We start from the raw sequence: 21,288 nt of genomic DNA, 5'->3' as shown, positions 1-21,288 counted from the left end.
TCGTTGGCGCCCGCGCAGGAAGCACGAAGCCCGGCTGACGCCGGGCTTTTTTATTTTGTCTGGTGATTAGGGGAGAGCCTCGACCGCGCGTCTGTCTTGGACGGATCTATTTGGCGACGCGCAATTTCGACAGAGCGGTGCCGATCGAGTTGAAGGTGGTCACGATCTGGCTCGAACTCGTCAGCATGTAGAACTTGTCCGGGCTGCTGGCGCAGTTCTGCAGCACGGTTGAGGTCGGATCGGCGGGCGAGCTGGTGTTCACCTGGATCGTGTAGATCGTGTACATCGCATTACCCTTCGAATCCTTCGTGTTCTTCAGGTTCGAGCAGAGCAGGGCTTGGCGGGCGTCAATCGGGTTCCCCGAGGCCTGGGTCGAGCCGTTGCCATAGTCCGGCCAGCGATCCTCGGTGTTCAATCCGTCCGACAGCAGAATGATCACACGGTTGTAGGTCGTGTTGGCGTCTTCGGCCGGCGCGCCGAGCACGCCGTTGGGAATCAGCGACTGGACCGCCCAGGCCATTCCGATCGCCTGGTTGGTGCCGCCGGTCGGCTCCATCGCATTCACGGCCGACTTCAACGATGTCCAATTGTAGCTGAGCGGAACGATCTGCCCGAGTTTCGTCGAGGCGGAGCTGCTGCAATATTGGACGTTGTTCTCCATGTGCTGATTTGCGGGAAACAGCGTGGCGACGTCCGAGCTCGCCGGCGAGACCGCGTTCGCATCGTTAGGCTGGGTGCGGTCGGCCACGCAGCCAGTCCAAGTGCTCGTGGCGTTCGCGATCCAGGTGTGCGTGAAGGTGTTGACCTTGCACACCGTGCTGGAGCCGCTCCCCGTACAGCTGCAGGTGTTGTTGGGAACATTGCTGCCGGTGGTGGGGCAGCTGCAATAGCTGCCGGTGCACCAATTCACCCTGGTGCTGTTCTGCACGCTGTTCCAGCAGCCATTGTAATAGCTGTGGGACGCGGAATCGTAGCCCGGGCAGATGTAGCCGCTATACGAGCCGCTGGAGGGGACCTTCGACGCGCTTGAGCTCGCGGTCGCAGGCCCGCTGGTGCAGGAGAAATACGGAAAGCCGTTGCCGGAGGTAAAGGGACACGACGACCCCGGTCCGACCATGTCCCACTGCGACTGCGTGAACGACGCATTCGGAATTGCGGCCTGATAGGACCCGTTATTGGGCTGGATCGTGGGCGGATTCTGCCAATCGGTCCAGTCGATCCAGCTCTGAGCGTAATTGCTCGCGCCGACGTTGACGACCTTGGCGAAGGGGATGAGCGAGATATAGACGTCGCCCGGCGACTTGGCGAGCGCGCTGAGCTGGTCGATCAGTCCGCCGCTTCCCGCAACCGCGTTCTGCAGCGCCGTCATCTTGCCGCTATAGGCCATCGATCCGGTATTATCGAGCGCCAGCGCCACCCGCATCTTGACGTCGCCCCAGGTGGTGGTGGCCTTGGTGTTGAAGGTCATGGTCGGAAAGCCCACGAGCTTCATGAACTGCGTAACGATCTGCCCCGACGCGTTCAGCTGAATGTTGGAGGCCGAGGAACTGGTCGACGCGGTGTAGCTCGCCGTGACCGCGACGCTCTGGGCGTCGGTGCTGGTATAGAGCGCCTTGAAATAGGTGCTTGCCTTGGCTGCGACATCGGCGGCGGTGATCGTCCCCTGCGACAAGTCGCGCGACAGCATCAGGGCCGTCGAGTCGAGCGCCCCCTGCATGGCCGATCGGGCGGCGTTGGCGCGGCTGTAGTCGATCGCGGCGCCGATGAAGGCGAGAATCGGCAGCAGCGCGATCGCGAACAGCGTGGCGATATTGCCGCTGATGTCGCCGGAAAAACGTCGCGAGACCTGGCGGCAAAGGCGGACGAGGGGCACATCGGTCATGTCGCTCACCGGTGATGGTTTTCCGGTGGCCATATCGAGGCCCTTTCGCCAAGGGCGGGTGAATGGAAAGCCGAAAAATCGAGCAATTGCCGCCGTACGGCCCGGGTGTCGCCGCGGCGGCGGTTCCCTGTCAACGTCCGCTGAATCGGCTTTGTCAAATGCGTTCGGTTTGATTAACCTTGCCGCTCATCGCCGGGGGAGGGAATCGGTCCGGTCCTGTCGGCACGTCGCTCCATTGGCGGCTACGCTTGATTGGCGGCTACGCTTGCGGCACACCGGCTGCTGACCCATATTCCTGGTGTCGGTCCGAGCGGACCGGTCGGCTGGGACAGGCGATCTGGAAAGCAGGACCGGGCGGCGGAAGCGGCCCGGCAGGGACGTCGTACGGACGGAATCCCGGACCGGACGACGCCCGAGGGGACTATGCGGGAAACCCTTTGTTGGGATCCTCGCAGTCATATCTAATGCATGTAAAATGTCGCAGCCAGCCAGATTGAACCGACCCGCGCCTAGGATGAGCAATAACGACAACAAATCAGGCGGAACCGGCGGCCCGGTGACCTCCGTCATCACCAAGGTCAAGCCCAAGACCAAGCGGCCGAACCTGTATCGCGTCCTGATTCTGAACGACGACTACACGCCGATGGAGTTCGTCGTTCACGTCCTTGAGAAGTTCTTCAACAAGGACGTCGAGGCCGCGACCAAGATCATGCTCCACGTCCATCATCACGGCATCGGCGAGTGCGGGGTCTTCACCTACGAGATCGCCGAGACCAAGGTGACGCAGGTGATGGATTTCGCCCGCAAGCATCAGCATCCGCTGCAATGTGTGATGGAAAAGAAGTAGGCCGCGCGTTCCCGCGGCGCTGAGACCTCTGGTCAGCCGCGCTCTTGGTCAGGGACTCTTGGTCAGGCGCTATTGGTCCGGCGCTCTTGGCGGGGTCGGCTTTGCGCGCCGCTCACCGAACGCGATAGCGTCCGCCCGGAGAATCACGGGCGCGATCGAGTCGCGAGATCCGGGCGCCGTCTGGCGCCGTGACCGTCCCCGGCCTTGCCGACCGGCGGCCGCAACGGGGGGCGGAACGGGTTTTGCATTGACGATCCGGTGAACCCGTAATCGAGTCGCTCGGCCGGTCTTTTGTCGCACTCGGTTATAACTATATTTGACAAAGGTTGTTGTTGCCTGACCGGGCGGCGGCGATCATGATGGCAGGGGGCCACAGAGGACGCGCATGCCGACTTTTTCTCAAAGCCTTGAACAATCCCTGCATCGTGCGCTGGCGATTGCCAACGAGCGTCATCATCAATACGCGACACTGGAGCATCTCCTGCTGTCCTTGATCGATGACAGCGATGCAGCGGCCGTGATGCGCGCATGCAGCGTCGATCTCGACAAGCTGCGCGGCAGTCTCGTGAATTATCTCGAAACCGAGTTCGAAAACCTGGTTACCGACGGCAGCGATGACGCCAAGCCGACCGCGGGTTTCCAGCGTGTGATCCAGCGCGCCGTGATTCACGTCCAGTCGTCCGGCCGCGAAGAGGTGACCGGCGCCAACGTGCTGATCGCGATCTTTGCCGAGCGCGAGAGCCACGCCGCCTATTTCCTGCAAGAGCAGGACATGACGCGCTACGACGCCGTGAACTACATCAGCCACGGCATCGCCAAACGCCCTGGAGTCTCCGAAGCCCGCCCGGTGCGCGGCGTCGACGAGGAGACCGAGACCAAGGGCAACGAGGACTCGAAGAAAAAGGGCGAGGCGCTGGAAACCTATTGCGTCAATCTCAACAAGAAAGCTCGCGACGGCAAAATCGATCCGGTGATCGGCCGTAACTCCGAGATCAATCGCGCCATCCAGGTGCTGTGCCGCCGCCAGAAGAACAATCCGTTGTTCGTCGGCGAGGCCGGCGTCGGCAAGACCGCGATCGCGGAAGGTCTGGCCAAGCGCATCGTCGACAGCGATGTGCCGGAGGTGCTGTCCGCAGCGACCGTGTTCTCGCTGGACATGGGCACGCTGCTTGCGGGCACGCGCTATCGCGGCGACTTCGAGGAGCGCCTGAAGCAGGTCCTCAAGGAGCTCGAGGCGCATCCGAACGCGATCCTGTTCATCGACGAGATCCACACCGTGATCGGTGCCGGCGCGACGTCGGGGGGCGCGATGGACGCGTCGAACCTGCTCAAGCCTGCGCTGGCCTCGGGCTCGATCCGCTGCATGGGTTCCACGACCTACAAGGAGTACCGACAGCATTTCGAGAAGGATCGCGCGCTGGTGCGGCGCTTCCAGAAGATCGACGTCAACGAGCCGTCCGTCGAGGATGCGATCGCGATCCTCAAGGGCCTGAAGCCCTATTTCGAGGATTATCACCGGCTGAAATACACCAACGAGGCCATTGAGGCCGCGGTGCAGCTGTCGTCGCGCTACATCCATGACCGCAAGCTGCCGGACAAGGCGATCGACGTGATCGACGAATCCGGCGCGGCGCAGATGCTGCTGGCCGAGAACAAGCGCAAGAAGACGATCGGCATCAAGGAGATCGAGACCACGATCGCGACCATGGCGCGGATCCCGCCCAAGAGCGTGTCGAAGGACGACGCCGAGGTGCTCAAGCATCTCGAGCAGACCCTGAAGCGCGTGGTGTTCGGTCAGGACAAGGCGATCGACTCGTTGTCGGCCTCGATCAAGCTGGCGCGGGCTGGCCTGCGCGAGCCGGAGAAGCCGATCGGCTGCTATCTGTTCTCGGGCCCGACCGGCGTCGGCAAGACCGAGGTGGCCAAGCAACTCGCGGCGACGCTCGGTGTGGAACTCCTGCGCTTCGACATGTCGGAGTATATGGAGCGGCACACGGTGTCGCGCCTGATCGGCGCCCCTCCGGGCTATGTCGGCTTCGACCAGGGCGGTCTCCTGACCGATGGCGTCGACCAGCATCCGCATTGCGTGGTGTTGCTCGACGAGATCGAGAAGGCGCATCCGGATCTGTACAATGTGCTGTTGCAGATCATGGACCATGGCCGGCTCACCGACCACAACGGCAAGCAGGTCAACTTCCGTAACGTCATCCTGATCATGACGACGAATGCCGGCGCGGCCGACCTCGCCAAACAGGCCTTCGGTTTCCACCGCTCCAAGCGCGAAGGCGACGACCACGAGGCGATCAACCGGCAGTTTGCGTCGGAATTCCGTAACCGTCTCGATGCGATCGTCTCGTTCGCGCATCTGTCGGTCGACGTGATCGGCATGGTGGTCGAGAAGTTCGTGCTGCAGCTCGAAGCCCAGCTGGCCGATCGCGACGTCACGATCGAGCTGTCGGAACCGGCCAAGAGCTGGCTGATCCAGCACGGTTATGACGAGCAGATGGGTGCGCGCCCGATGGGCCGCGTGATCCAGGAGCACATCAAGAAGCCATTGGCCGATGAGGTGCTGTTCGGCAAGCTGAAGGGGGGCGGCCACGTCCGTGTGGTCCTCGTCAAGGACGAGGAAGGCGCCGACGAGAAGATCGGCTTCGAGTTCGTCGAGGGGCCGGTCACGCCGAAGTCGGAAGTGCCGGCGGCGCGCAAGCGCAAGCCGAAATCCGGCGGTGGCGGCTCGAAAGGCCCGGCCCCGAAGGGACCCCTGGTCAAGGCGTGAGCCCGCACCACGATAGCCATGAATGCAAAAGGCCGGCCTCGCGCCGGTCTTTTTCTTTTTGGCAGCGCGGTCGGTGCTGCTTGTGTTCAGCTATCTCCGCGCCGTCATGGCGGGGACAGAGCCGGACAGAGCCCAGGCATGACCAGCAACAAATTAGCAGCAATCTTCGTTGGATAGACCCGTTTTCGCATCAGCGATCGACTTGCCCTTGATGCGAGGGCCTCGCCGAGGTCAGGCCGGCTTGATGAAGAAGTACACCGTCAGCCCGCAGCCGACCGCGATCACGAAACGCCGCACATAGGCCGGCGGGATGATCTGGCCGAGTCGGGCGCCGACGAAGCCGCCGGCCATGGCCGCGGCCATCATTGTCAGCGTTTCCATCCAATGCACGCGCCCGGAAAAGGCGAAGATCACCGAGGCGGTCGTGTTCATCAGTGCGGCGAGCAGCACCTTCATGCCGTTCATCGCGCGGATGTCGCGAATCCCGTAGAACACCAGCGCGGCCAGCATCAGAATGCCGATGCCGCCACCGAAATAGCCGCCATAGATCGCGATCACGAACTGCACCGCCTGGATGGTCAGGGGGCCGAACCAGGGCTTGCCGTCCTTGGGCGTGAAGCGCATGCCGAAGGCGAACACGACGGTGGCGAACAGCAGCAGCCATGGCACCAGCCGGCTGAACGCCGCCGATGGCGTCACCAGGAGCAGGACTGCGCCGAGCGTGCCGCCGATCAGGCTGATGATCGACAGCCGGACGAGGTCGCGGCGCCACGGCGCCTTTGCGTCCGTCAGCACATCGCGCGAGGCAAAGGCGCTGACGAACTGGCCCGGACACAGCGCCACCGTGCTGGAGGCGTTGGCGTCGATGGCGGGAATGCCGGCCGCGAGCAGCGTCGGGAAGGTCAGGAATGCGCCGCCGCCGGCCAGGGCGTTGACGATACCGGACCCGAAGGCGGCGAGGGCCAACAGCGCCAGCGTTGTCCAGTCGGTCATTCCGGTCGCCCGCGTCTCACGGCTTTGTCGCGCTTGGTACCATAATCCGGCGGGCGCATCATTCGCCCTTGAGCCGCTGGCCGTCATGAATTCGCACATGCTCGGCGCCGCGCGCCCCGGCAGGCGACAGCCGTAGCATGCTCAGGAAGGCGCCCATCAGGGCGAAGCCGACGCCGGTCAGGAGCGACAGCCGGGTGCCGTCCGCCGGGTCGATGGCCAGGAACATCGCCACCAGCGCGGCGCCGGTGGTCTGGCCGAGCAAGCGCGCGGTGCCGAGCATGCCGCTGGCGCCGCCAGCGCGCTCGCGCGGCGCGGCGGCGATCATGGTTCGGTTGTTCGGTGTCTGGAACAGGCCGAAGCCGCAGCCGGCCAGCGCCATGCGCCAGACCACGTCCCAGGCCGAAGGCTCCCGCGGCAGCAGTCCGAGGGCGCCGAGCCCGCAGGCGAAGATCACGAGCCCGATGCCGCCGAGCAGGCCGGCCGGAACGCGCTCCACCAGCCGGCCGGCAATCGGCGCGGTTAGCCCGACCGCGATCGGCCAGGGCGTGATCAGCAGGCCCATCTGCACCGGCGAGTAGCCGAAATGGCTTTCCAGATAGAACGGGATCGCCACGAAGGCGAGCATCTGGCCGCAGAACGAGGAGATCGAGGTCGCAATCGACAGCGCGAACACCGGAATGCGCAGCAGGTCGAGCGGCAGCAGCGGCGAGGCCATGTGAGTCTGGCGATATACCAGCCACACCCCGGCGATGATTGCGACGACGAACTCGATGGCGCAGGTCACCAATGCCTCGCCATGGCCGAGGCTGTCGACGGCGGCAATCAGGAAGCCGAACGTCACCGCGCTCAACGCCGCGCTCTGCCAGTCGAACATATGCGGGGCACGCGGCGTGTGCGGCAGGAAGCGGAAGCCGAACACGAAGGTGACGATGCCGAGCGGCACGTTGATCGCGAACAGCCAGGGCCAGCTGCCGACGGCGAGGATGCCGGCCGCGATGGTCGGCCCGACCGCGGCGGACACTGCGACCACCATGGCGTTGATGCCGATGCCGCGGCCGAGCAGGGCCTGCGGATAGGTGAAGCGCACCAGTGCGGAATTGACGCTGAGAATGCCGGCGGCGCCGAACCCCTGCAGAATGCGCGCCAGCGTCAACAGCGGCAGATTGTCGGCCAGCGCGCAGAACGCAGATGCCGCGGTGAACAGGACGAGGCCCGCGAGATAGACGCGGCGATAGCCGATGATCTCGCCGAGCGACGCCAGCGGCAGCAGCGAGATCGTCACCGCCAGCTGATAGCCGTTGACGATCCAGATCGAGAAAGCCGGGCTGGCATTGAGGTCGCGCGCGATGGTCGGCAGCGCGACATTGGCGATGGCGCCGTCGACCACGGCGAGCACGATGCCGAGCGCGATCGTCACGATCGCCCAGGTCCGCTGCGGCAGCGGCAGGCCGTCGGCGTGCAGAACCGTGGTCGTCGATGTCATTGCGCCGGCTCCGGCCGCAGCCGGGCCGCGGACAACGAACGGAAACAGGCAACCGCGCGGGGGAAACGGTGTTCCAGGCTCGTCAGCGCGGCGCGCGCGTCATTTCGGCTTGGGGCGGACCTGAATCGCCTTGAGATAATTGACCGCAGCCTCCGCATCGGCCCGATCGAAGCGGAAGCTCGGCATGTCCTTGTGGATGGTCGAGAGGCCGGTCTGCAATCGCTGGGCAAAGTCTTCGTCGTAAAGCTTGCTGTCACCAAATGTCCTGAATGGCGGCGCGTCGGGATGCGGGCTCGCGCCGGTCCGACCTACCGCATGGCATCTGCTGCAAAGCCTTTGCAAGAGCGCTTTTCCTCGGCTCTGCTCGCTGTCCAGCGCATGGCTGGGGCTCGCCAACGCGCCGAGCAGCAGCAGTCCAAGCCCAGCTTGCATCCTCATGGAACAGCTCACTCCAGTCCGGCTACCAGCGGCCGGTCGTCTTCCCATAGGCGTAAAGTGCGACCAGGCCAATGGTCACGATCGTCGAGGCGACAAGGACGATCCGGTCCCAGCGGGGCGGATCGTCGTCGTCGCGGCTCAACGTCAGCAGGGCAAACAGAGCCTTCATGGCAAAGCGGCGCATGGCATCATCCGGACGCGACCGACCGATGCATCGGGGCCGCCGCGTGCCGGCGAGCTTAGCGCTTCACGGCGGTGCGTCGCCACTCGCGCGGTGACAGGCCGAACTGCGCCCGGAACACACGGCCGAAATGCGAGAGATCGTTAAAGCCCCAGGACAACGCGATCTCGCTGATGTGACGATGCGCCAGCGCCGGCATGCCGAGGTCGCGCTGGCACTGCCTCAGCCGCTCGGCAAGCACGAAACGCTGGAAGGACAGCTGCTCGTCCGAGAACAGATCGTTGACGTAGCGCGCTGACAGCCCAAGCTCGCGGGCTGCCGTCGCCAGCGACAGGTCGGGATCGGCGAGGTGCGTCCGGACATGCGCCTTGATCCGGTACAGCAATGCCGCGCGATGGCTGGAGGCGGGCAGGGGCTGGGTGCGGAGCCGCTCGGCCAGGGTCATCGCAACCAGGTCGGCGGCCTGATCCGACAGGCGTTCAGCATGTTCGGTGCCGATGTGGTCGGCACGCTCGCACAGCCTGATGATGAAGTCATAGGCAAGCGGCTGCAGCGGGCTGTCGGCGCCGAAGCTGATCGCTGTGACTGCTTCGGTCGCGCCGATCCTGCGCTGCAGCATGTCTCGCGGCAGCTTGAACACGGTCTGCCGGAACGCGGCGTCGAACTGCAACTCGTAAGGGCGGGTCGTATCGTAGATGGCGAATTCGCCTGGTCGGATCACCGTGTCACGGCCATCCTGAACCACGCCGCCGATTCCCTCGCGGCCCAGCGCGATCAGCACGTAGTCGGCATCGGCGCGGGCGATGCGCTGCGACGTGCGGTGCACGCGCTGCCGGTCGGACGCGACCTCGGAGCAGACGGCTCGTCCCAAAGCCGTATGCGTCACTGAGCCGCGAAACGCGCTGCCGAGATCGGACGTGCAGTCGAGGCCGACATAGACGTCGCAAACGATATCCTGCCACTGCGCCAGCCGGCGGTGGCCCGGGCTTCCATCCGTGGTGAACAGGACCGGCATCGCTCCGCCTCCGCCTGTTTCGATCGTATCGCCCGGCGCTGCAGCAAATTCCGGGCCGCCAACCCTGCGCCGTGGCCGCAGTCGAGTTTTCGTTCCTTCCAAGACGAGCGCGAATGACGGCCGAGGTCAATAGTGCGGCCATGACAGCGGCGCCAATCGGCAAGCAGGGGAGACGAGCGATGGGACTGGCACATCCGAAATACAAGGTGGCGGTGGTGCAGGCGGCGCCCGCCTGGCTCGATCTGGACGCTTCGATCAAGAAGACGATCGCGCTGATCGAGGAGGCTGCGGACAAGGGCGCCAAGCTGATCGCATTCCCCGAGGTGTTCATCCCCGGCTATCCCTGGCACATCTGGATGGACTCGCCGGCCTGGTGCATCGGACGCGGCTTTGTGCAGCGCTATTTCGACAATTCGCTGGCCTATGACAGCCCGCAGGCCGAGGCGTTGCGCGCCGCGGTGCGCAAGGCCCAGTTGACGGCCGTGCTCGGCCTGTCCGAGCGGGACGGCGGCAGCCTCTATATCGCCCAATGGCTGATCGGAGCGGATGGCGAGACGATCGCCAAGCGCCGGAAGCTGCGGCCGACCCATGCCGAGCGCACCGTCTATGGCGAAGGCGACGGCAGCGACCTCGCAGTCCATGAGCGCCCGGACATCGGACGGATCGGCGCGCTCTGTTGCTGGGAGCATCTGCAGCCGCTGTCGAAATACGCGATGTATGCGCAGAACGAGCAGGTGCACGTCGCGGCCTGGCCGAGCTTCTCGCTGTATGATCCGTTCGCGCCCGCACTCGGCGCCGAGGTCAACAACGCCGCGTCGCGCGTCTATGCGGTGGAGGGCTCGTGCTTCGTGCTGGCGCCATGCGCGACGGTCTCGCAGGCCATGATCGACGAGCTGTGCGACCGGCCCGACAAGCACGCGCTGCTGCATGCCGGCGGCGGCCATGCCGCGATCTTCGGCCCGGACGGCAGCGCGCTGGCCGCGCAGCTGCCGCCGGATCAGGAAGGTCTGCTGATCGCCGAGATCGACCTCGGCATGATCGGCATCGCCAAGAACGCCGCCGATCCGGCCGGGCACTATTCGCGTCCGGACGTGACGCGGCTGCTGCTCAACAAGAAGCCGCTCAACCGCGTCGAGCATTTCTCGCTGCCGGTCGACAGCGCCGCCGCGGCATTACCCGGCGAGGCCGCCGTCGCGCGGCCCGATCAATCCATCTGAGGAACGGCGCCATGGAATCAGCCATTCCCCCGCATCTGATCACCACGCGCTGCCGGCATCGCCGCGTCGATGACGACTACAAGCCGCCTTATCCGTCGTTCGTCGCGCGTCATGGGGCGGACGTCAGCCGGGTGGTCATGGCCTATTTCGGCGTGCAATACCGCGCCGAGACGCCGGCCGCGGCCTCGACAGCCGACTTCATGGTGCTGGTGTCGCGCGCCGACGGCCCCTCGCATTGGGACCTCGCCCATTATGTCGACCAGGCCGGATTTGCGAACGACGTCTTCGTCGCCTATTGGGACGATGTCGTGCGCTTCGACAGCTGGTTCGAGCCGGCGCGTGCGGCGTGGACCGGGCCCGGCGCGGAGGGGGGCGGCCGCTTCATCGAGGTGCTGCGCCCGGCGGTCGAGCGTTACGAGACGTTGTTCTCGTCGCTGGGGCGTCCGGAGGGGATCGCGGTGATCGCCGAGGGCATGAGCGGCGAGGTCTTGGAGCACGCTTATTGGGGCGGCATGCGCGATCGAATCCCGCTGTCGCAGACCAGCGAGATGAGATCGCTCGGCAAGCCGACCCTTGTGCAAGACGGGCCGCGCCTGCGTGTGATTGCGCAGGATAATTTGTGCATGATCCGCTCCGGCCAGGACTGGAGCGATACGGATGCGGCAGAGCGCCGGATGTATCTCGACGATGTCGAGCCGGTGCTGCGCGAGGGGATGGATTTCCTGCGCGATCAAGGACTGTCGATCGGCTGCTATGCCAATCGCTATATGCGGTTGCGAGGCGCGGACGGGGCCCTGACGGAAAAATCCTACGGCCAGAGCTGGTGGCAGAGCCTGTCCGCGCTGGAGCGCTGGGCCGAGTCGCATCCGACCCATGTCAGGATCTTCGGTGCGGCGATGAAATATCTCTCCTCGCTCGGCCCCGCCGCCAGACTTCGGCTCTATCACGAGGTCACGGTGGCGGCCGCAGACGAACAGTTCTTCGAATATCGTGGCTGTCACGCCAAGACGGGCATGCTCGCTGCCGCCGGCTGAGAGCGTCGGCAGATCCGCGAGCAGGCGCGATCGACTACGACGGGACCGACCGGCGCCGATTTCACTGGAGACGCGCCGGCCGCCGCAAAGCACAGGGCTCTGATCGTCAGGTCCCGGCTTCCGGCTGTGCCGGGGGCGGCGCCGAACGGCGCGGCGGACGCTGCGCTCGGCCGGCCGGTGCCGCCATGCGCGGCTGCAGGGTGACGATGACCGGATTGGGCTTATGGTCGGTCGCGGCGCCGGTCGCTGCGTCGACGCCCATGCCGATCAGGCCGCCGGCGATGATGTTGCCGGCGAAACCGGCCGCGCCGGTCGCTGGGATGTCCTTGGTCAGCGGAATGGTCTGGCTTTCATAGCCCGGCTTCTCGACGGTGACGGAGATATCCGCGTTACGCTTGGCGACGAACGAGCAGGGAGTCGTGCAGGTCATCGGCGCTTCGAGACCCGCGATGGTTGCTTCGGCTCCCGACGGGGTTGACGCCACGCTGATCGTTTCGGTTGTCCCCCGCGTCACGGACGCGCAACCACCTACTACGGCGCACAGCACCGCCACCGCTACAACTCTCATTTGGTACTATCCCCCTTGGAACCCGGGGGAACTCAAGCGCAACTGTGGCGGGAGGGCAAGCCTGATCAGCCTTTTCCGAAGAGATATGCGGCCGAGTTTCGGTCCGGTGTGTCTTTCACACCTGCTATTCGCGCAGGCCGCGCGCAATCGCCTTTTGCGCATCGAACTCGGCGCGCCGGCGCGCGAGCTCGTCAGGCGGGAGCAAAGCGGGATTGCTGTAGTCCTGCTTCCAGCTGTGATCCTCGCTCCACTGCAACGGCGACTGCACGGTCGTGCGTGCGGCTGGTGAACTCTCGAGAACGCGCAGGGCGAGATCGAGCGTGAAAGCCTGGGACGACGGATCGTGCGGTTTGCCGGCGGCGTTGCCGAGCGGAAAATCAGAAAACAGGAAACGCGGCGCGGCCGCGTGCTCGACAATGTCCTTGGCACATCCCATCACGACGGTGGCAATGCCGTTGGCTTCGAGATGCCGTGCCACGAGGCTCACCGTCTGGTGGCACACCGGACAGTTCGGCACCAGCACGACGGCATCGATGGCGTCGTCGCGGCAGCGCGCCAGAATCTCCGGCGCGTCGGTCTCGATCGTCACACGCTGGCTGCGATTGGTCGGCGCGCCGAAGAAGCGTGGCCCGACCGCGCCGATGCGGCCCTCGCGCGCCAGCCTGATGAGCTGCGGAAGCGGAAACCAGGTGCCGGAATCCTCGGCCGATGTGTGCGTGCGGTCATAGGCGATGTGCGAGATGCGCAGATCGTGTTGCGCCGACGTGTCGCCGTCATACACCGAATAGAACTTTGCGCTTCCGTTATAAGGCGCTCCGGGACCTTGATCGCCTTTGGCGGGATCGAAAGGTGCAGCCGTCGTGACGATGGTGACGCGCGACTGCGTCAGCGGCTTGCGCAAGGGCTGGAACGGCGCCGACGTGTAGTGGGCCCAGCGATAGGGCGTGTCGTAGCCGATCGCGAGATAGTAGTCGCGGGTGCGCGCCATGTAGGACAATGGTGCCTCGCTGTCGGGCGCGAAGCCGAGTCTGTCGTCGGTCGGTGCGGTCATCCGTCGCGCTCCCTGCAGGACTGGACGATTGCTAGCCGGCTCATCCGCTGTGTCAAGGCGCCGCGCGGTGGAACCCCGCATGGTCTTGGGCTTTGTCTGTCGGCAGAATGCCCTCCATTGCACCACGCTGACGATGCTTTCCATGGTTTCCGTTGCTCGCATTGCCTGTCTCGGCCTTGCCCTGATGCTGACCATGACGTTGTCCGGCATGGCGGCTGAGCATGCTTCGACCCGTGACGTTGCCGCGCCGGCTGATCGCAAGGACGGCGCGCAGCAGAACTCGCCGCAGGAGGCTGCGAAGCCGGCAGACGCTGCCGCAGAGGGCTCGGAGAACAAGACCGAGGAGCCGAAGGAGAGCGGCACCCGCGAAGCGATCTGCCTGATGATCGAATCCGCAGCCAAGGCCAACGACCTGCCGCTCGAATTCTTTGCCCGCGTGATCTGGCAGGAGAGCCGCTTCCAGAGCGACGTGGTCGGGCCGGCGACGCGCAACGGCCAGCGTGCGCAGGGCATCGCGCAGTTCATGCCGGGTACGGCGAACGAGCGCGAGCTGCTCGATCCCTTCGATCCGGTTCAGGCGTTGCCGAAGTCGGCGCAATTCCTGGCCGAGCTGCGCGATCAGTTCGGCAATCTCGGGCTGGCGGCGGCGGCCTATAATGCGGGGCCGCGCAGGGTACAGGACTGGCTCGCGGGCAAGGGACAAATGCCCTGGGAGACCCGCAACTATGTTTCGGCGATCACGGGGGCGACGATCGATGAGTGGGCGGCCGCCGGCAAGGGCGGCAAGACGCCGCCGAGCCCGCCGCCGACCTCGTGTCATCAGCTGATGGCGATGTTGAAGCGCGCGCCGAATCCGTTTGTGTCCGAGCTCGAGCACCACGTGGCGCTGTCGGCCGCCAAGCCGTGGGGCGTCCAGCTGGCCGCGGGCTTCGACCGCAACAAGGCGCTGGCGATGTATTCGCGGGCGATCAAGGGGCTCGGCCCCATCATCGGCGACCGCGATCCGAGCCTGCTGTCGTCGGTGATGCGCTCGCGCGGCAACTGCGCCTTCTACCAGGTGCGGATCGGCGCCGAGACACGGTCCGAGGCCGACGCGCTCTGCAGCCGGATCCGCGAGGCCGGGGGCGCCTGCTTCGTGCTGCGCAATCGCTCTGGATAGCGCTCTGCGGCTCCACGGGCAGGGATGGCTGCGTCGGACGCAGACCCGCGCGCGCGTGCTGGCGGTTGACGTGAGCGGCCTAAGCCAGCCTTATCGCGGCTTCATTCTGCTGGGCCGCCCGCGTCGTGACACTTCCTCCGCTCGATTCGCCACAATGGGACGGCTCGCTCAAGGCGTTCGCTTTCGGCCTGCGCGCGACATCCGCGACGATCCTGTCGGTCGTGCTGTTCGTCACCTTCATCGGCATCGGCGCGCTCGCCCACGACACCCACTTCAGCATGCTGTGGGCGATCCTCAGCACCGTGCTGGTCTGGGCCGGACCGGCGCAGATCATCCTGGTCTCGACGCTGGGCTCGGGCCAGACCATCCTGCAATCGGCCATTGCCGTCACCATGAGCGCGATCCGGCTGTTTCCGATGGTGGTGGCGGTGCTGCCGCTGATCCGCGGGCCCAACACCAAGCGCCGGCATCTGGTGCTGATCGCGCATCTCACCGCGGTGACCTTGTGGGTCGAATGCTATCGCTTCCTGCCGCATGTGCCGCGCGAGCGACGCATCGCCTTTGTCCACGGGCTCGGCTCGGGATTGATGGCGGTCGCGCTGGTCGCGACCATCATCGGTTACCTCCTGGCCGCCAACCTGTCGCAGACCTTTGGCGCCGCCGTGCTGTTGCTGACCCCGCTGGCCTTCTTGTTCTCGACCCTGCGCAACGCCAGGGAGCTCGCCGATGTGCTCGCGCTGGGCCTCGGCCTCGTGCTCTATCCCGTGGCCGCCCAGCTCAACAGCGGCGTGGATATCCTGATCAGCGGGGTCGTCGCCGGAACGATCGCCTTCGGCGCCCACAAATGGCGCGAGCGGCGGGAGGCGGCATGAGCGATTTCATCGGCGATTGGCATGCTTTGTTTGTGCTGCTTGTTGCGGGCGTCATCCCGAACCAGATCTGGCGCCTGCTCGGGCTGTGGTTCGGCAGCGGACTCGACGAAGGCTCGGATCTGCTGATGTGGGTGAAGGCGGTGGCGACCGCGATCCTGGCCGGCGTCATTGCCCAGATCCTGGTGCAGCCGCCGGGCGCGCTGGCCAGCGTGACCTGGGGCCTGCGCTACGGGGCCGTCGTCGCCGGCCTTGCCGCCTTCCTGGCCTCGCGCCGTTCCATCTTCGCTGGCGTTGTCTGCGGCGAAATGGTCATGCTGGCCGGCAAATGGTGGCTCGGTTGACTTGCGCCACAGCAATTGCGGTGGGCCAAGGTTGGGATAATAGATGGCTCACAACCAAGGGATCCGAGATGAGCACTGATACCGATCTCCGTTCGGGTGAAGTCGCGGTGGATGCGCCGCTGCCCCTTGACGCGTCGTTGTATTTCATTGGCCGCATCCGCACGCCCTGGACCTCGCGGCTGGAGACGCCGCGGCAGGGCAGTCTGGAAGGACCGGTGTGCCGGCTCGAGATCTTCGAGCCCTGGGTGGCGGCGCTGCAGGGGATCGAGGGCTTCAGCCATCTGCAGGTGCTGTACTGGCTCAACCAGGCGCGCCGCGATCTGGTCCGCCAGAGTCCGCGCCACCATGACGGCGAGACCCGCGGTACGTTCGCATTGCGCTCGCCGGTGCGGCCCAATCCGATTGGCGTCTCCACGGTGCGTTTCGTCGCGCTGGAGGGCAGCACGGTGCTGGTGCGTGGTCTGGATTGTCTCGACCAGACGCCGCTGATCGATTTGAAGCCGGATCGCTGCGTGTTCACGCCCGAGGCGGCGTCTGACCACGATGACGGAAAATAAGAAAGACGCGATGTCCGATGTGAATGAGCGGCCGCAACAGACCGCAACGCCCCTGGATGCGATCACCGCCGATCTCGTCGCCGTGCTGGTGGCGGTGACCGACGGGTATCCCAAGATCATGACAATCGATCACGCGCAGGCATTGCCGAGCGGCCCGTTCCAGTTCGCGCACCGCTCGTTGCAGATGGGCCTGCGGGCCTGGGTCGAAGCGCAGACCGGTCATCCGCTCGGCTATGTCGAGCAGCTCTACACCTTCGCCGATCGTGGCCGCACCGGTGATCCCGACGCGCCGCACCGCATCTCGATCAGCTATCTCGGGCTGACCCGCGAGGAGGGCGGCCGCGAGGGCACGGATGCACAATGGTCGTCCTGGTACGACTACTTCCCCTGGGAGGATCATCGCGACGGTTCGCCGGACATGTTGGCGAAGATCATCATGCCGCGGCTGAAGGACTGGGCGAGAGCCGCCGAGGATCCGGCGCTGCAGAAAGCGCGGTGGCGTCGCGCCGCCATCTCGTTCGGTCTCGACGGCCGTGAGTGGAACGAGGAACTGGCTTTGCAGCGCTACGAGCTCCTGTACGAGGTGGCACTGCTCCCTGAAAGCGTGCGCGACAAGGGCGGCAGCGAGCCGACATTGCCCGGCCGCGCGATGGTGGCGGACCATCGGCGCATCCTCGCCACCGGAATCGCCCGGCTGCGGGCCAAGATCAAATATCGCCCCGTCGTGTTCGAACTGATGCCCGAGCAATTCACACTGCTGGAGCTCCAGCGGTCGGTCGAGGCGCTGGCCGGCCGGCTGGTGCATAAGCAGAACTTCCGCCGCCTCATCGAGCAGCAGGAGCTCGTCGAGGAAACTGGCACGATGGCCCCCGACACGATCGGCCGCCCGGCCAAGCTGTTTCGCTTCCGCAAGGGCGTGCTGGCCGAGCGCGCCGTGGTCGGAACCAAGCTTCCGCTGTCCCGCTCTTGACAGGACTTATGCTCAGGATAAGTATAAGCCATCTTATGCTCACGGAGAGTATAAATGGCCGAGCTATCGTTTCCCGCGAACGGGTCAAATTCACCGCTGCCTGACCGTCTAAGGGGGGTGATCCCGCCGCCCGAATGGGCGGTCTTCGAGGAGGACATCGCGGCCATTCTGGCGCTCAAGCGCCAGCGCCATGCGGTGGTTCTCGCGCACAATTATCAGACGCCGGAGATCTTTCACGGCGTCGCTGATATCGTCGGCGACAGCCTTCTGCTCGCGCGCGAGGCCACCAAGGTCGATGCCGACGTGATCGTTCTGGCGGGCGTCCACTTCATGGCCGAGACCGCCAAGCTGCTCAATCCCGGCAAGACGGTGCTGATCCCGGATCTGCAGGCGGGCTGCTCGCTCGCGGATTCGATCACCGCCGCCGATGTCCGGCTGATGCGCGCCCGCCATCCCGGCGTGCCGGTGGTCGCCTATGTGAACACGTCGGTCGCGGTGAAAGCAGAGGCCGACGTCTGCTGCACATCGGGCAATGCACGCGCCGTCGTGGAGTCGCTCGGCGCCGAACACGTCATCATGCTGCCGGACGAATATCTGGCCCGCAATGTCGCCACCCAGACCAAGGTCCGGATCACGGCGTGGAAGGGCCACTGCGAAGTGCATGAGCGCTTCAGCGCCGACGACGTCCGGACCCTGCGTGACAATCATCCCGGCGTCGCCGTGCTCGCCCATCCCGAATGCCCGCCCGAGGTGGTGGCAGAGGCCGATTTCGCCGGCTCCACGGCAGCGATGTCCGACTATGTCGGCGCCAAGCGGCCGTCGCGGGTGGTGCTGCTGACGGAGTGCTCGATGAGCGACAATGTCGCGGTGATGTATCCGGATATCGAGTTCGTGCGGCCGTGCAATCTGTGCCCGCACATGAAGCGGATCACGCTCAAGAACATCCGCCATGCGCTCGAAACCACCACGCACGAGGTCACGATCGATCCGGCGCTGGCCGATCGCGCGCGGCGCTCGGTTGAAAGGATGCTGGCGCTATGAGCAGCAATCTGTCTGAACTTGTCGGCCGTCCCGTGATCATCGGCGGCGGCGCGGCCGGGCTGATGACCGCCTTGCAGCTTGCGCCTGAACCCGTCGTGCTGCTGTCGAAGTCGCCGCTCGGCGCCGAGGCCTCCAGCATGTGGGCCCAGGGTGGGCTGGCTGCTGCCGTCGGTGCGGATGATGATCCGGCGCTGCATCTGGCGGACACCCTCGCGGCCGGCGCCGGCCTATGCGACGCCGTTGCCGCGCAGCGGATCGTGCGGGCCGCACCGGCCGCGGTCGAGCGCCTCGCCCGGCTCGGCGTCACGTTCGACCGGGCGACGGACGGGCGCTGGCGCCTCGGTCTCGAGGCTGCGCACGGCCGCAATCGCATCGTGCACGCGACCGGCGACGGCACCGGGCGCGAAATCATGCGCGCGCTGATCGCCGCGGTCAGGCGCTGCCCCTCGGTGACGCTGCTGGAGGGCATCGAGGCGCGCCGCTTGATCGTCGAAGATCAGGCGATCCACGGCGTGGTCGCGGTGCGCGGCGACGAACCGCTGGTGCTTGCGACGCGGCGGGTCGTGATCGCCACCGGCGGCATCGGCGGGCTGTTTCTCGACAGCACCAATCCGGCGGGTTGCTTCGGCCAGGGCTTGGCGCTTGCGGCGCGGGCAGGGGCCGTGCTGTCCGATCTCGAATTCGTGCAGTTTCATCCGACCGCGTTCGACGGTCCGTCGCGGCCGCTGCCGCTTCTCACCGAAGCAATTCGGGGGGATGGCGCCATCCTGATCGATGAGACCGGGGCGCGGTTCATGGCGGACGAACCGGGCGCCGAGCTTGCGCCGCGCGACATCGTGGCCCGGGCCGTGTGGCGTCAGCGCGCACAAGGCCATCGCGTGTTCCTGGATGCCCGCGCCAAGCCGGGTAAGGATTTCGCCGCGCGCTATCCGGTGATCAGCGCGTTCTGCCGCATGGCCGGCATCGATCCGGCCGAGGATCCGATCCCGGTGCGGCCGGCCGTGCACTATCACATGGGCGGCATTGCCGTTGACGCGATGGGACGCAGCACCGTCGAGGGGCTTTGGGCCTGCGGCGAGGTCAGCCGCACCGGCCTGCACGGCGCCAACCGGCTCGCTAGCAATTCGCTGATGGAGGCTATCGTCTGCGCGCAATCGGTGGCCGAGGACGTGGCCGGCACGGTGCAGGGCAGGGCCGTGCCGCGCGACATCGCCGCGACGCCGCCGGCGTCCGATCCGGCCGCCGTGCGGCCGCTGCTGTCGCACGGGCTCGGCGTGCTCAGGGATCGCAGCGCGATCGCGTCGGCCATTCGCGGCCTGCTGCCGCTGGCCGAAACGGCTGGCGCGGCGGCCGATCCGGCCCTGGTCGGCCTGATGATGTCGGTCGCAGCGCTTGCCCGGGAGGAGAGCCGAGGAGCGCATTTCCGCAGCGATTGTCCGGACACGCTGCCGGTCGCGCTGCCGTCGCGCTTCAGCTTGTCCCAGGCGATCGCCGCCGCACGCCATGTCGTCGAGACCGAGCTGCCATCTTTCAGGAGTGCTCTGCCATGACCCTCAATCCGCTCCCGACCTTGTTGTTCGAGCCGCTGGTGCGCATGGCCCTGGCCGAGGATCTCGGCCGTGCCGGGGACATCACCACGGATGCGATCGTTCCGGCCGAACGGCGCGCCTCGCTGCAGCTGAGGGCACGCCAGCCTGGCGTGATCGCCGGCCTTGACGTCGCGCGTTGCGCCTTCCAGACGCTCTCGCCTGAGGTCCGCATGGAGATCATCCGCGGCGACGGCGGCGCCGTCGAGCCCGGCGATGTGATCGCGACGATCAGCGGGCCTGCGCGCGCGCTGCTGACCGGCGAGCGCGTCGCGCTCAACTTCCTCTGCCATCTCAGCGGCGTTGCCAGCGCGACGGCCTCTCTGGTCGCGGCCGTGAAGGGCACGCGGGCGCAGATCGTCTGCACGCGCAAGACCACGCCGGGGCTGCGCGCGCTGGAGAAATATGCGGTGCGCGCCGGCGGCGGCGGCAATCACCGCTTCGGGCTCGATGATGCGGTGCTGATCAAGGACAATCACATCGCGATCGCCGGCGGCATCAAGCCTGCGATCACCAGCGCCAGAGCCCATGCCGGCCACCTCGTCAAGATCGAGGTGGAGGTCGATACCCTGGCGCAGCTCGAGGAGGCGCTGGCGCTCGGCGTCGACGCGGTGCTGCTCGACAATATGACGTCGCCAGAGCTGGCGCGCGCCGTCGCCATGACCGGCGGCAGGGCCATCACCGAGGCCTCAGGCCGCATCACCGTGGAGACGGCCGCCGCCATCGCCGCGGCCGGTGTCGACCTGATCTCCGTCGGCTGGATCACGCATTCGGCGGCCGCGCTCGATATCGGGCTCGACGAGAGGTGAAACGCGAGGTGATCAGCCCTTGAGCGCCGCGATCAGCTTCGCGGCGTTCTCTTCCAGTACCTTCGGGTCTTCCTTGCGGCTCGCCGGCGGGAGCAGGGAATCGCCATTGTGGCGCGGCATGATGTGGACATGCAGGTGAAACACCATCTGTCCGCCGGCATGTTCGTTGAACTGCTGCACGGTGATGCCGTCGGCGGCGAACGCCGTCTTGGCGGCGCGGGCGATGGTGCGCACGGCGCGGCCGACATGGAGATAATCCTCCTCGCTGATGTCGAGGATGTTGCGCGCCGGAGCCTTCGGGATCACCAGCGTATGGCCGGGCACGCGCGGCATGATGTCGAGGAACGCCAGCACATGGTCGTTCTCATAGACCTTGGTGCAGGGGAATTCGCCGCGCAGGATCTTCGCGAACGGGTTGTTGGGATCGTAGGCGGTCATGGGCAGTCCCTCGGCAGTTCCTCGGATGTC

At 66.0% G+C, this 21,288-nt stretch carries 21 protein-coding genes; 12 read left to right on the top strand and 9 right to left on the bottom strand.

The genetic code is table 11. The features are described 5' to 3' along the window. Positions 1 to 106: 106 nt before the first annotated feature. Positions 107 to 1,882, bottom strand: a complete 1,776-nt coding sequence (locus tag BBTA_RS22370) for a pilus assembly protein (protein ID WP_041750824.1) — start codon at positions 1,880 to 1,882, stop codon at positions 107 to 109. Between the two features lie 514 nt (positions 1,883 to 2,396). On the opposite strand from BBTA_RS22370, the gene clpS reads away from it, so the two are divergent. After that, positions 2,397 to 2,729 carry an ATP-dependent Clp protease adapter ClpS gene (gene clpS / locus BBTA_RS22365; RefSeq protein ID WP_008960690.1) on the top strand — a complete coding sequence of 111 codons (333 nt, stop codon included), beginning with the start codon at positions 2,397 to 2,399 and terminating at the stop codon, positions 2,727 to 2,729. Between the two features lie 385 nt (positions 2,730 to 3,114). Then, positions 3,115 to 5,505, top strand: coding sequence for an ATP-dependent Clp protease ATP-binding subunit ClpA (gene clpA / locus BBTA_RS22360; protein ID WP_012044783.1), 2,391 nt, complete (start codon positions 3,115 to 3,117; stop codon positions 5,503 to 5,505). Positions 5,506 to 5,736: 231 nt separating this feature from the next. Here the strand turns inward: clpA and BBTA_RS22355 are convergent, their stop codons facing one another. From BBTA_RS22355 to BBTA_RS22340, 5 genes are all read right to left on the bottom strand, one after another. Then, positions 5,737 to 6,498 carry a sulfite exporter TauE/SafE family protein gene (locus BBTA_RS22355; protein ID WP_012044782.1) on the bottom strand — a complete coding sequence of 254 codons (762 nt, stop codon included), beginning with the start codon at positions 6,496 to 6,498 and terminating at the stop codon, positions 5,737 to 5,739. A gap of 58 nt (positions 6,499 to 6,556) precedes the next feature. Continuing rightward, on the bottom strand, positions 6,557 to 7,981 hold the full coding sequence (locus tag BBTA_RS22350; protein ID WP_012044781.1) for an MFS transporter: 1,425 nt from the start codon (positions 7,979 to 7,981) through the stop codon (positions 6,557 to 6,559). Between the two features lie 99 nt (positions 7,982 to 8,080). Beyond that, positions 8,081 to 8,419, bottom strand: coding sequence for a cytochrome c (locus BBTA_RS22345; protein WP_041750823.1), 339 nt, complete (start codon positions 8,417 to 8,419; stop codon positions 8,081 to 8,083). A gap of 22 nt (positions 8,420 to 8,441) precedes the next feature. Then, entirely contained in the window at positions 8,442 to 8,603 is a 162-nt protein-coding gene (locus tag BBTA_RS40830) for a hypothetical protein (RefSeq protein ID WP_012044779.1), read from the bottom strand. A gap of 55 nt (positions 8,604 to 8,658) precedes the next feature. Then, entirely contained in the window at positions 8,659 to 9,615 is a 957-nt protein-coding gene (locus BBTA_RS22340; RefSeq protein WP_012044778.1) for a helix-turn-helix domain-containing protein, read from the bottom strand. Between the two features lie 179 nt (positions 9,616 to 9,794). Here BBTA_RS22340 and BBTA_RS22335 point away from each other — a divergent pair, with 179 nt between their 5' ends. Continuing rightward, positions 9,795 to 10,832 carry a carbon-nitrogen hydrolase family protein gene (locus BBTA_RS22335; protein WP_012044777.1) on the top strand — a complete coding sequence of 346 codons (1,038 nt, stop codon included), beginning with the start codon at positions 9,795 to 9,797 and terminating at the stop codon, positions 10,830 to 10,832. Positions 10,833 to 10,843: 11 nt separating this feature from the next. Further along, positions 10,844 to 11,866: a phenylacetaldoxime dehydratase family protein gene (locus tag BBTA_RS22330; RefSeq protein ID WP_012044776.1), complete on the top strand. Its 1,023-nt coding sequence runs from the start codon at positions 10,844 to 10,846 to the stop codon at positions 11,864 to 11,866. Positions 11,867 to 11,972: 106 nt separating this feature from the next. Here BBTA_RS22330 and BBTA_RS22325 read toward each other — a convergent pair whose 3' ends face one another. Together BBTA_RS22325 and BBTA_RS22320 are read right to left on the bottom strand one after the other, a co-directional pair. Further along, a complete protein-coding gene (locus BBTA_RS22325; protein WP_012044775.1) occupies positions 11,973 to 12,434 on the bottom strand; it encodes a PEGA domain-containing protein in 462 nt (153 codons plus the stop codon). A 124-nt stretch (positions 12,435 to 12,558) separates the two neighbouring features. Further along, complete coding sequence (locus BBTA_RS22320) at positions 12,559 to 13,485, bottom strand: glycine/sarcosine/betaine reductase selenoprotein B family protein (RefSeq protein ID WP_012044774.1); 927 nt, start codon at positions 13,483 to 13,485, stop codon at positions 12,559 to 12,561. Positions 13,486 to 13,618: 133 nt separating this feature from the next. On the opposite strand from BBTA_RS22320, the gene BBTA_RS22315 reads away from it, so the two are divergent. The 8 genes from BBTA_RS22315 to nadC all read left to right on the top strand — a co-directional run bounded on the left by BBTA_RS22315 (position 13,619) and on the right by nadC (position 20,820). Then, positions 13,619 to 14,644, top strand: coding sequence for a transglycosylase SLT domain-containing protein (locus BBTA_RS22315; protein ID WP_041751554.1), 1,026 nt, complete (start codon positions 13,619 to 13,621; stop codon positions 14,642 to 14,644). 125 nt (positions 14,645 to 14,769) lie between these two features. Then, the gene (locus BBTA_RS22310) at positions 14,770 to 15,516 is read left to right on the top strand and encodes an AzlC family ABC transporter permease (RefSeq protein WP_012044772.1); all 747 of its coding nucleotides are present in this window, start codon (positions 14,770 to 14,772) and stop codon (positions 15,514 to 15,516) included. Continuing rightward, entirely contained in the window at positions 15,513 to 15,857 is a 345-nt protein-coding gene (locus BBTA_RS22305) for an AzlD domain-containing protein (protein WP_012044771.1), read from the top strand. The genes BBTA_RS22310 and BBTA_RS22305 overlap by 4 nt, the downstream gene beginning before the upstream one ends. A 68-nt stretch (positions 15,858 to 15,925) precedes the next feature. Continuing rightward, positions 15,926 to 16,414, top strand: a complete 489-nt coding sequence (tsaA, locus tag BBTA_RS22300; RefSeq protein WP_012044770.1) for a tRNA (N6-threonylcarbamoyladenosine(37)-N6)-methyltransferase TrmO — start codon at positions 15,926 to 15,928, stop codon at positions 16,412 to 16,414. A 10-nt stretch (positions 16,415 to 16,424) separates the two neighbouring features. Continuing rightward, positions 16,425 to 17,384: a membrane protein gene (locus tag BBTA_RS22295; protein ID WP_012044769.1), complete on the top strand. Its 960-nt coding sequence runs from the start codon at positions 16,425 to 16,427 to the stop codon at positions 17,382 to 17,384. 54 nt (positions 17,385 to 17,438) lie between these two features. Next, positions 17,439 to 18,425: a quinolinate synthase NadA gene (nadA, locus tag BBTA_RS22290; protein ID WP_041750822.1), complete on the top strand. Its 987-nt coding sequence runs from the start codon at positions 17,439 to 17,441 to the stop codon at positions 18,423 to 18,425. After that, complete coding sequence (locus tag BBTA_RS22285) at positions 18,422 to 19,975, top strand: L-aspartate oxidase (protein WP_012044767.1); 1,554 nt, start codon at positions 18,422 to 18,424, stop codon at positions 19,973 to 19,975. Before nadA ends, BBTA_RS22285 begins: the two co-directional genes overlap by 4 nt. Continuing rightward, a complete protein-coding gene (gene nadC / locus BBTA_RS22280; RefSeq protein WP_012044766.1) occupies positions 19,972 to 20,820 on the top strand; it encodes a carboxylating nicotinate-nucleotide diphosphorylase in 849 nt (282 codons plus the stop codon). Before BBTA_RS22285 ends, nadC begins: the two co-directional genes overlap by 4 nt. Before the next feature lie 12 nt (positions 20,821 to 20,832). On the opposite strand, the gene BBTA_RS22275 is transcribed toward nadC, so the two are convergent. Continuing rightward, positions 20,833 to 21,258 carry an HIT family protein gene (locus tag BBTA_RS22275; RefSeq protein WP_012044765.1) on the bottom strand — a complete coding sequence of 142 codons (426 nt, stop codon included), beginning with the start codon at positions 21,256 to 21,258 and terminating at the stop codon, positions 20,833 to 20,835. Positions 21,259 to 21,288 lie beyond the last annotated feature (30 nt).

Origin of the sequence: Bradyrhizobium sp. BTAi1 (assembly GCF_000015165.1) — a bacterium.
GTDB lineage: Bacteria > Pseudomonadota > Alphaproteobacteria > Rhizobiales > Xanthobacteraceae > Bradyrhizobium > Bradyrhizobium denitrificans.
The sequence above is the reverse complement of the archived record's forward strand: the minus strand, read 5'-3'. Positions and strand labels throughout refer to the sequence as shown.

What these genes read in the sequence shown, in the direction of transcription:
- BBTA_RS22370 (WP_041750824.1), bottom strand. Translation starts at nt 1,882, where the DNA reads ATGACCGATGTGCCCCTCGTCCGCCTTTGCCGCCAGGTCTCGCGACGT.
- clpS (WP_008960690.1), top strand. Translation starts at nt 2,397, where the DNA reads ATGAGCAATAACGACAACAAATCAGGCGGAACCGGCGGCCCGGTGACC.
- clpA (WP_012044783.1), top strand. Translation starts at nt 3,115, where the DNA reads ATGCCGACTTTTTCTCAAAGCCTTGAACAATCCCTGCATCGTGCGCTG.
- BBTA_RS22355 (WP_012044782.1), bottom strand. Translation starts at nt 6,498, where the DNA reads ATGACCGACTGGACAACGCTGGCGCTGTTGGCCCTCGCCGCCTTCGGG.
- BBTA_RS22350 (WP_012044781.1), bottom strand. Translation starts at nt 7,981, where the DNA reads ATGACATCGACGACCACGGTTCTGCACGCCGACGGCCTGCCGCTGCCG.
- BBTA_RS22345 (WP_041750823.1), bottom strand. Translation starts at nt 8,419, where the DNA reads ATGAGGATGCAAGCTGGGCTTGGACTGCTGCTGCTCGGCGCGTTGGCG.
- BBTA_RS40830 (WP_012044779.1), bottom strand. Translation starts at nt 8,603, where the DNA reads ATGCGCCGCTTTGCCATGAAGGCTCTGTTTGCCCTGCTGACGTTGAGC.
- BBTA_RS22340 (WP_012044778.1), bottom strand. Translation starts at nt 9,615, where the DNA reads ATGCCGGTCCTGTTCACCACGGATGGAAGCCCGGGCCACCGCCGGCTG.
- BBTA_RS22335 (WP_012044777.1), top strand. Translation starts at nt 9,795, where the DNA reads ATGGGACTGGCACATCCGAAATACAAGGTGGCGGTGGTGCAGGCGGCG.
- BBTA_RS22330 (WP_012044776.1), top strand. Translation starts at nt 10,844, where the DNA reads ATGGAATCAGCCATTCCCCCGCATCTGATCACCACGCGCTGCCGGCAT.
- BBTA_RS22325 (WP_012044775.1), bottom strand. Translation starts at nt 12,434, where the DNA reads ATGAGAGTTGTAGCGGTGGCGGTGCTGTGCGCCGTAGTAGGTGGTTGC.
- BBTA_RS22320 (WP_012044774.1), bottom strand. Translation starts at nt 13,485, where the DNA reads ATGACCGCACCGACCGACGACAGACTCGGCTTCGCGCCCGACAGCGAG.
- BBTA_RS22315 (WP_041751554.1), top strand. Translation starts at nt 13,619, where the DNA reads ATGCTTTCCATGGTTTCCGTTGCTCGCATTGCCTGTCTCGGCCTTGCC.
- BBTA_RS22305 (WP_012044771.1), top strand. Translation starts at nt 15,513, where the DNA reads ATGAGCGATTTCATCGGCGATTGGCATGCTTTGTTTGTGCTGCTTGTT.
- tsaA (WP_012044770.1), top strand. Translation starts at nt 15,926, where the DNA reads ATGAGCACTGATACCGATCTCCGTTCGGGTGAAGTCGCGGTGGATGCG.
- BBTA_RS22295 (WP_012044769.1), top strand. Translation starts at nt 16,425, where the DNA reads ATGTCCGATGTGAATGAGCGGCCGCAACAGACCGCAACGCCCCTGGAT.
- nadA (WP_041750822.1), top strand. Translation starts at nt 17,439, where the DNA reads ATGGCCGAGCTATCGTTTCCCGCGAACGGGTCAAATTCACCGCTGCCT.
- BBTA_RS22285 (WP_012044767.1), top strand. Translation starts at nt 18,422, where the DNA reads ATGAGCAGCAATCTGTCTGAACTTGTCGGCCGTCCCGTGATCATCGGC.
- nadC (WP_012044766.1), top strand. Translation starts at nt 19,972, where the DNA reads ATGACCCTCAATCCGCTCCCGACCTTGTTGTTCGAGCCGCTGGTGCGC.
- BBTA_RS22275 (WP_012044765.1), bottom strand. Translation starts at nt 21,258, where the DNA reads ATGACCGCCTACGATCCCAACAACCCGTTCGCGAAGATCCTGCGCGGC.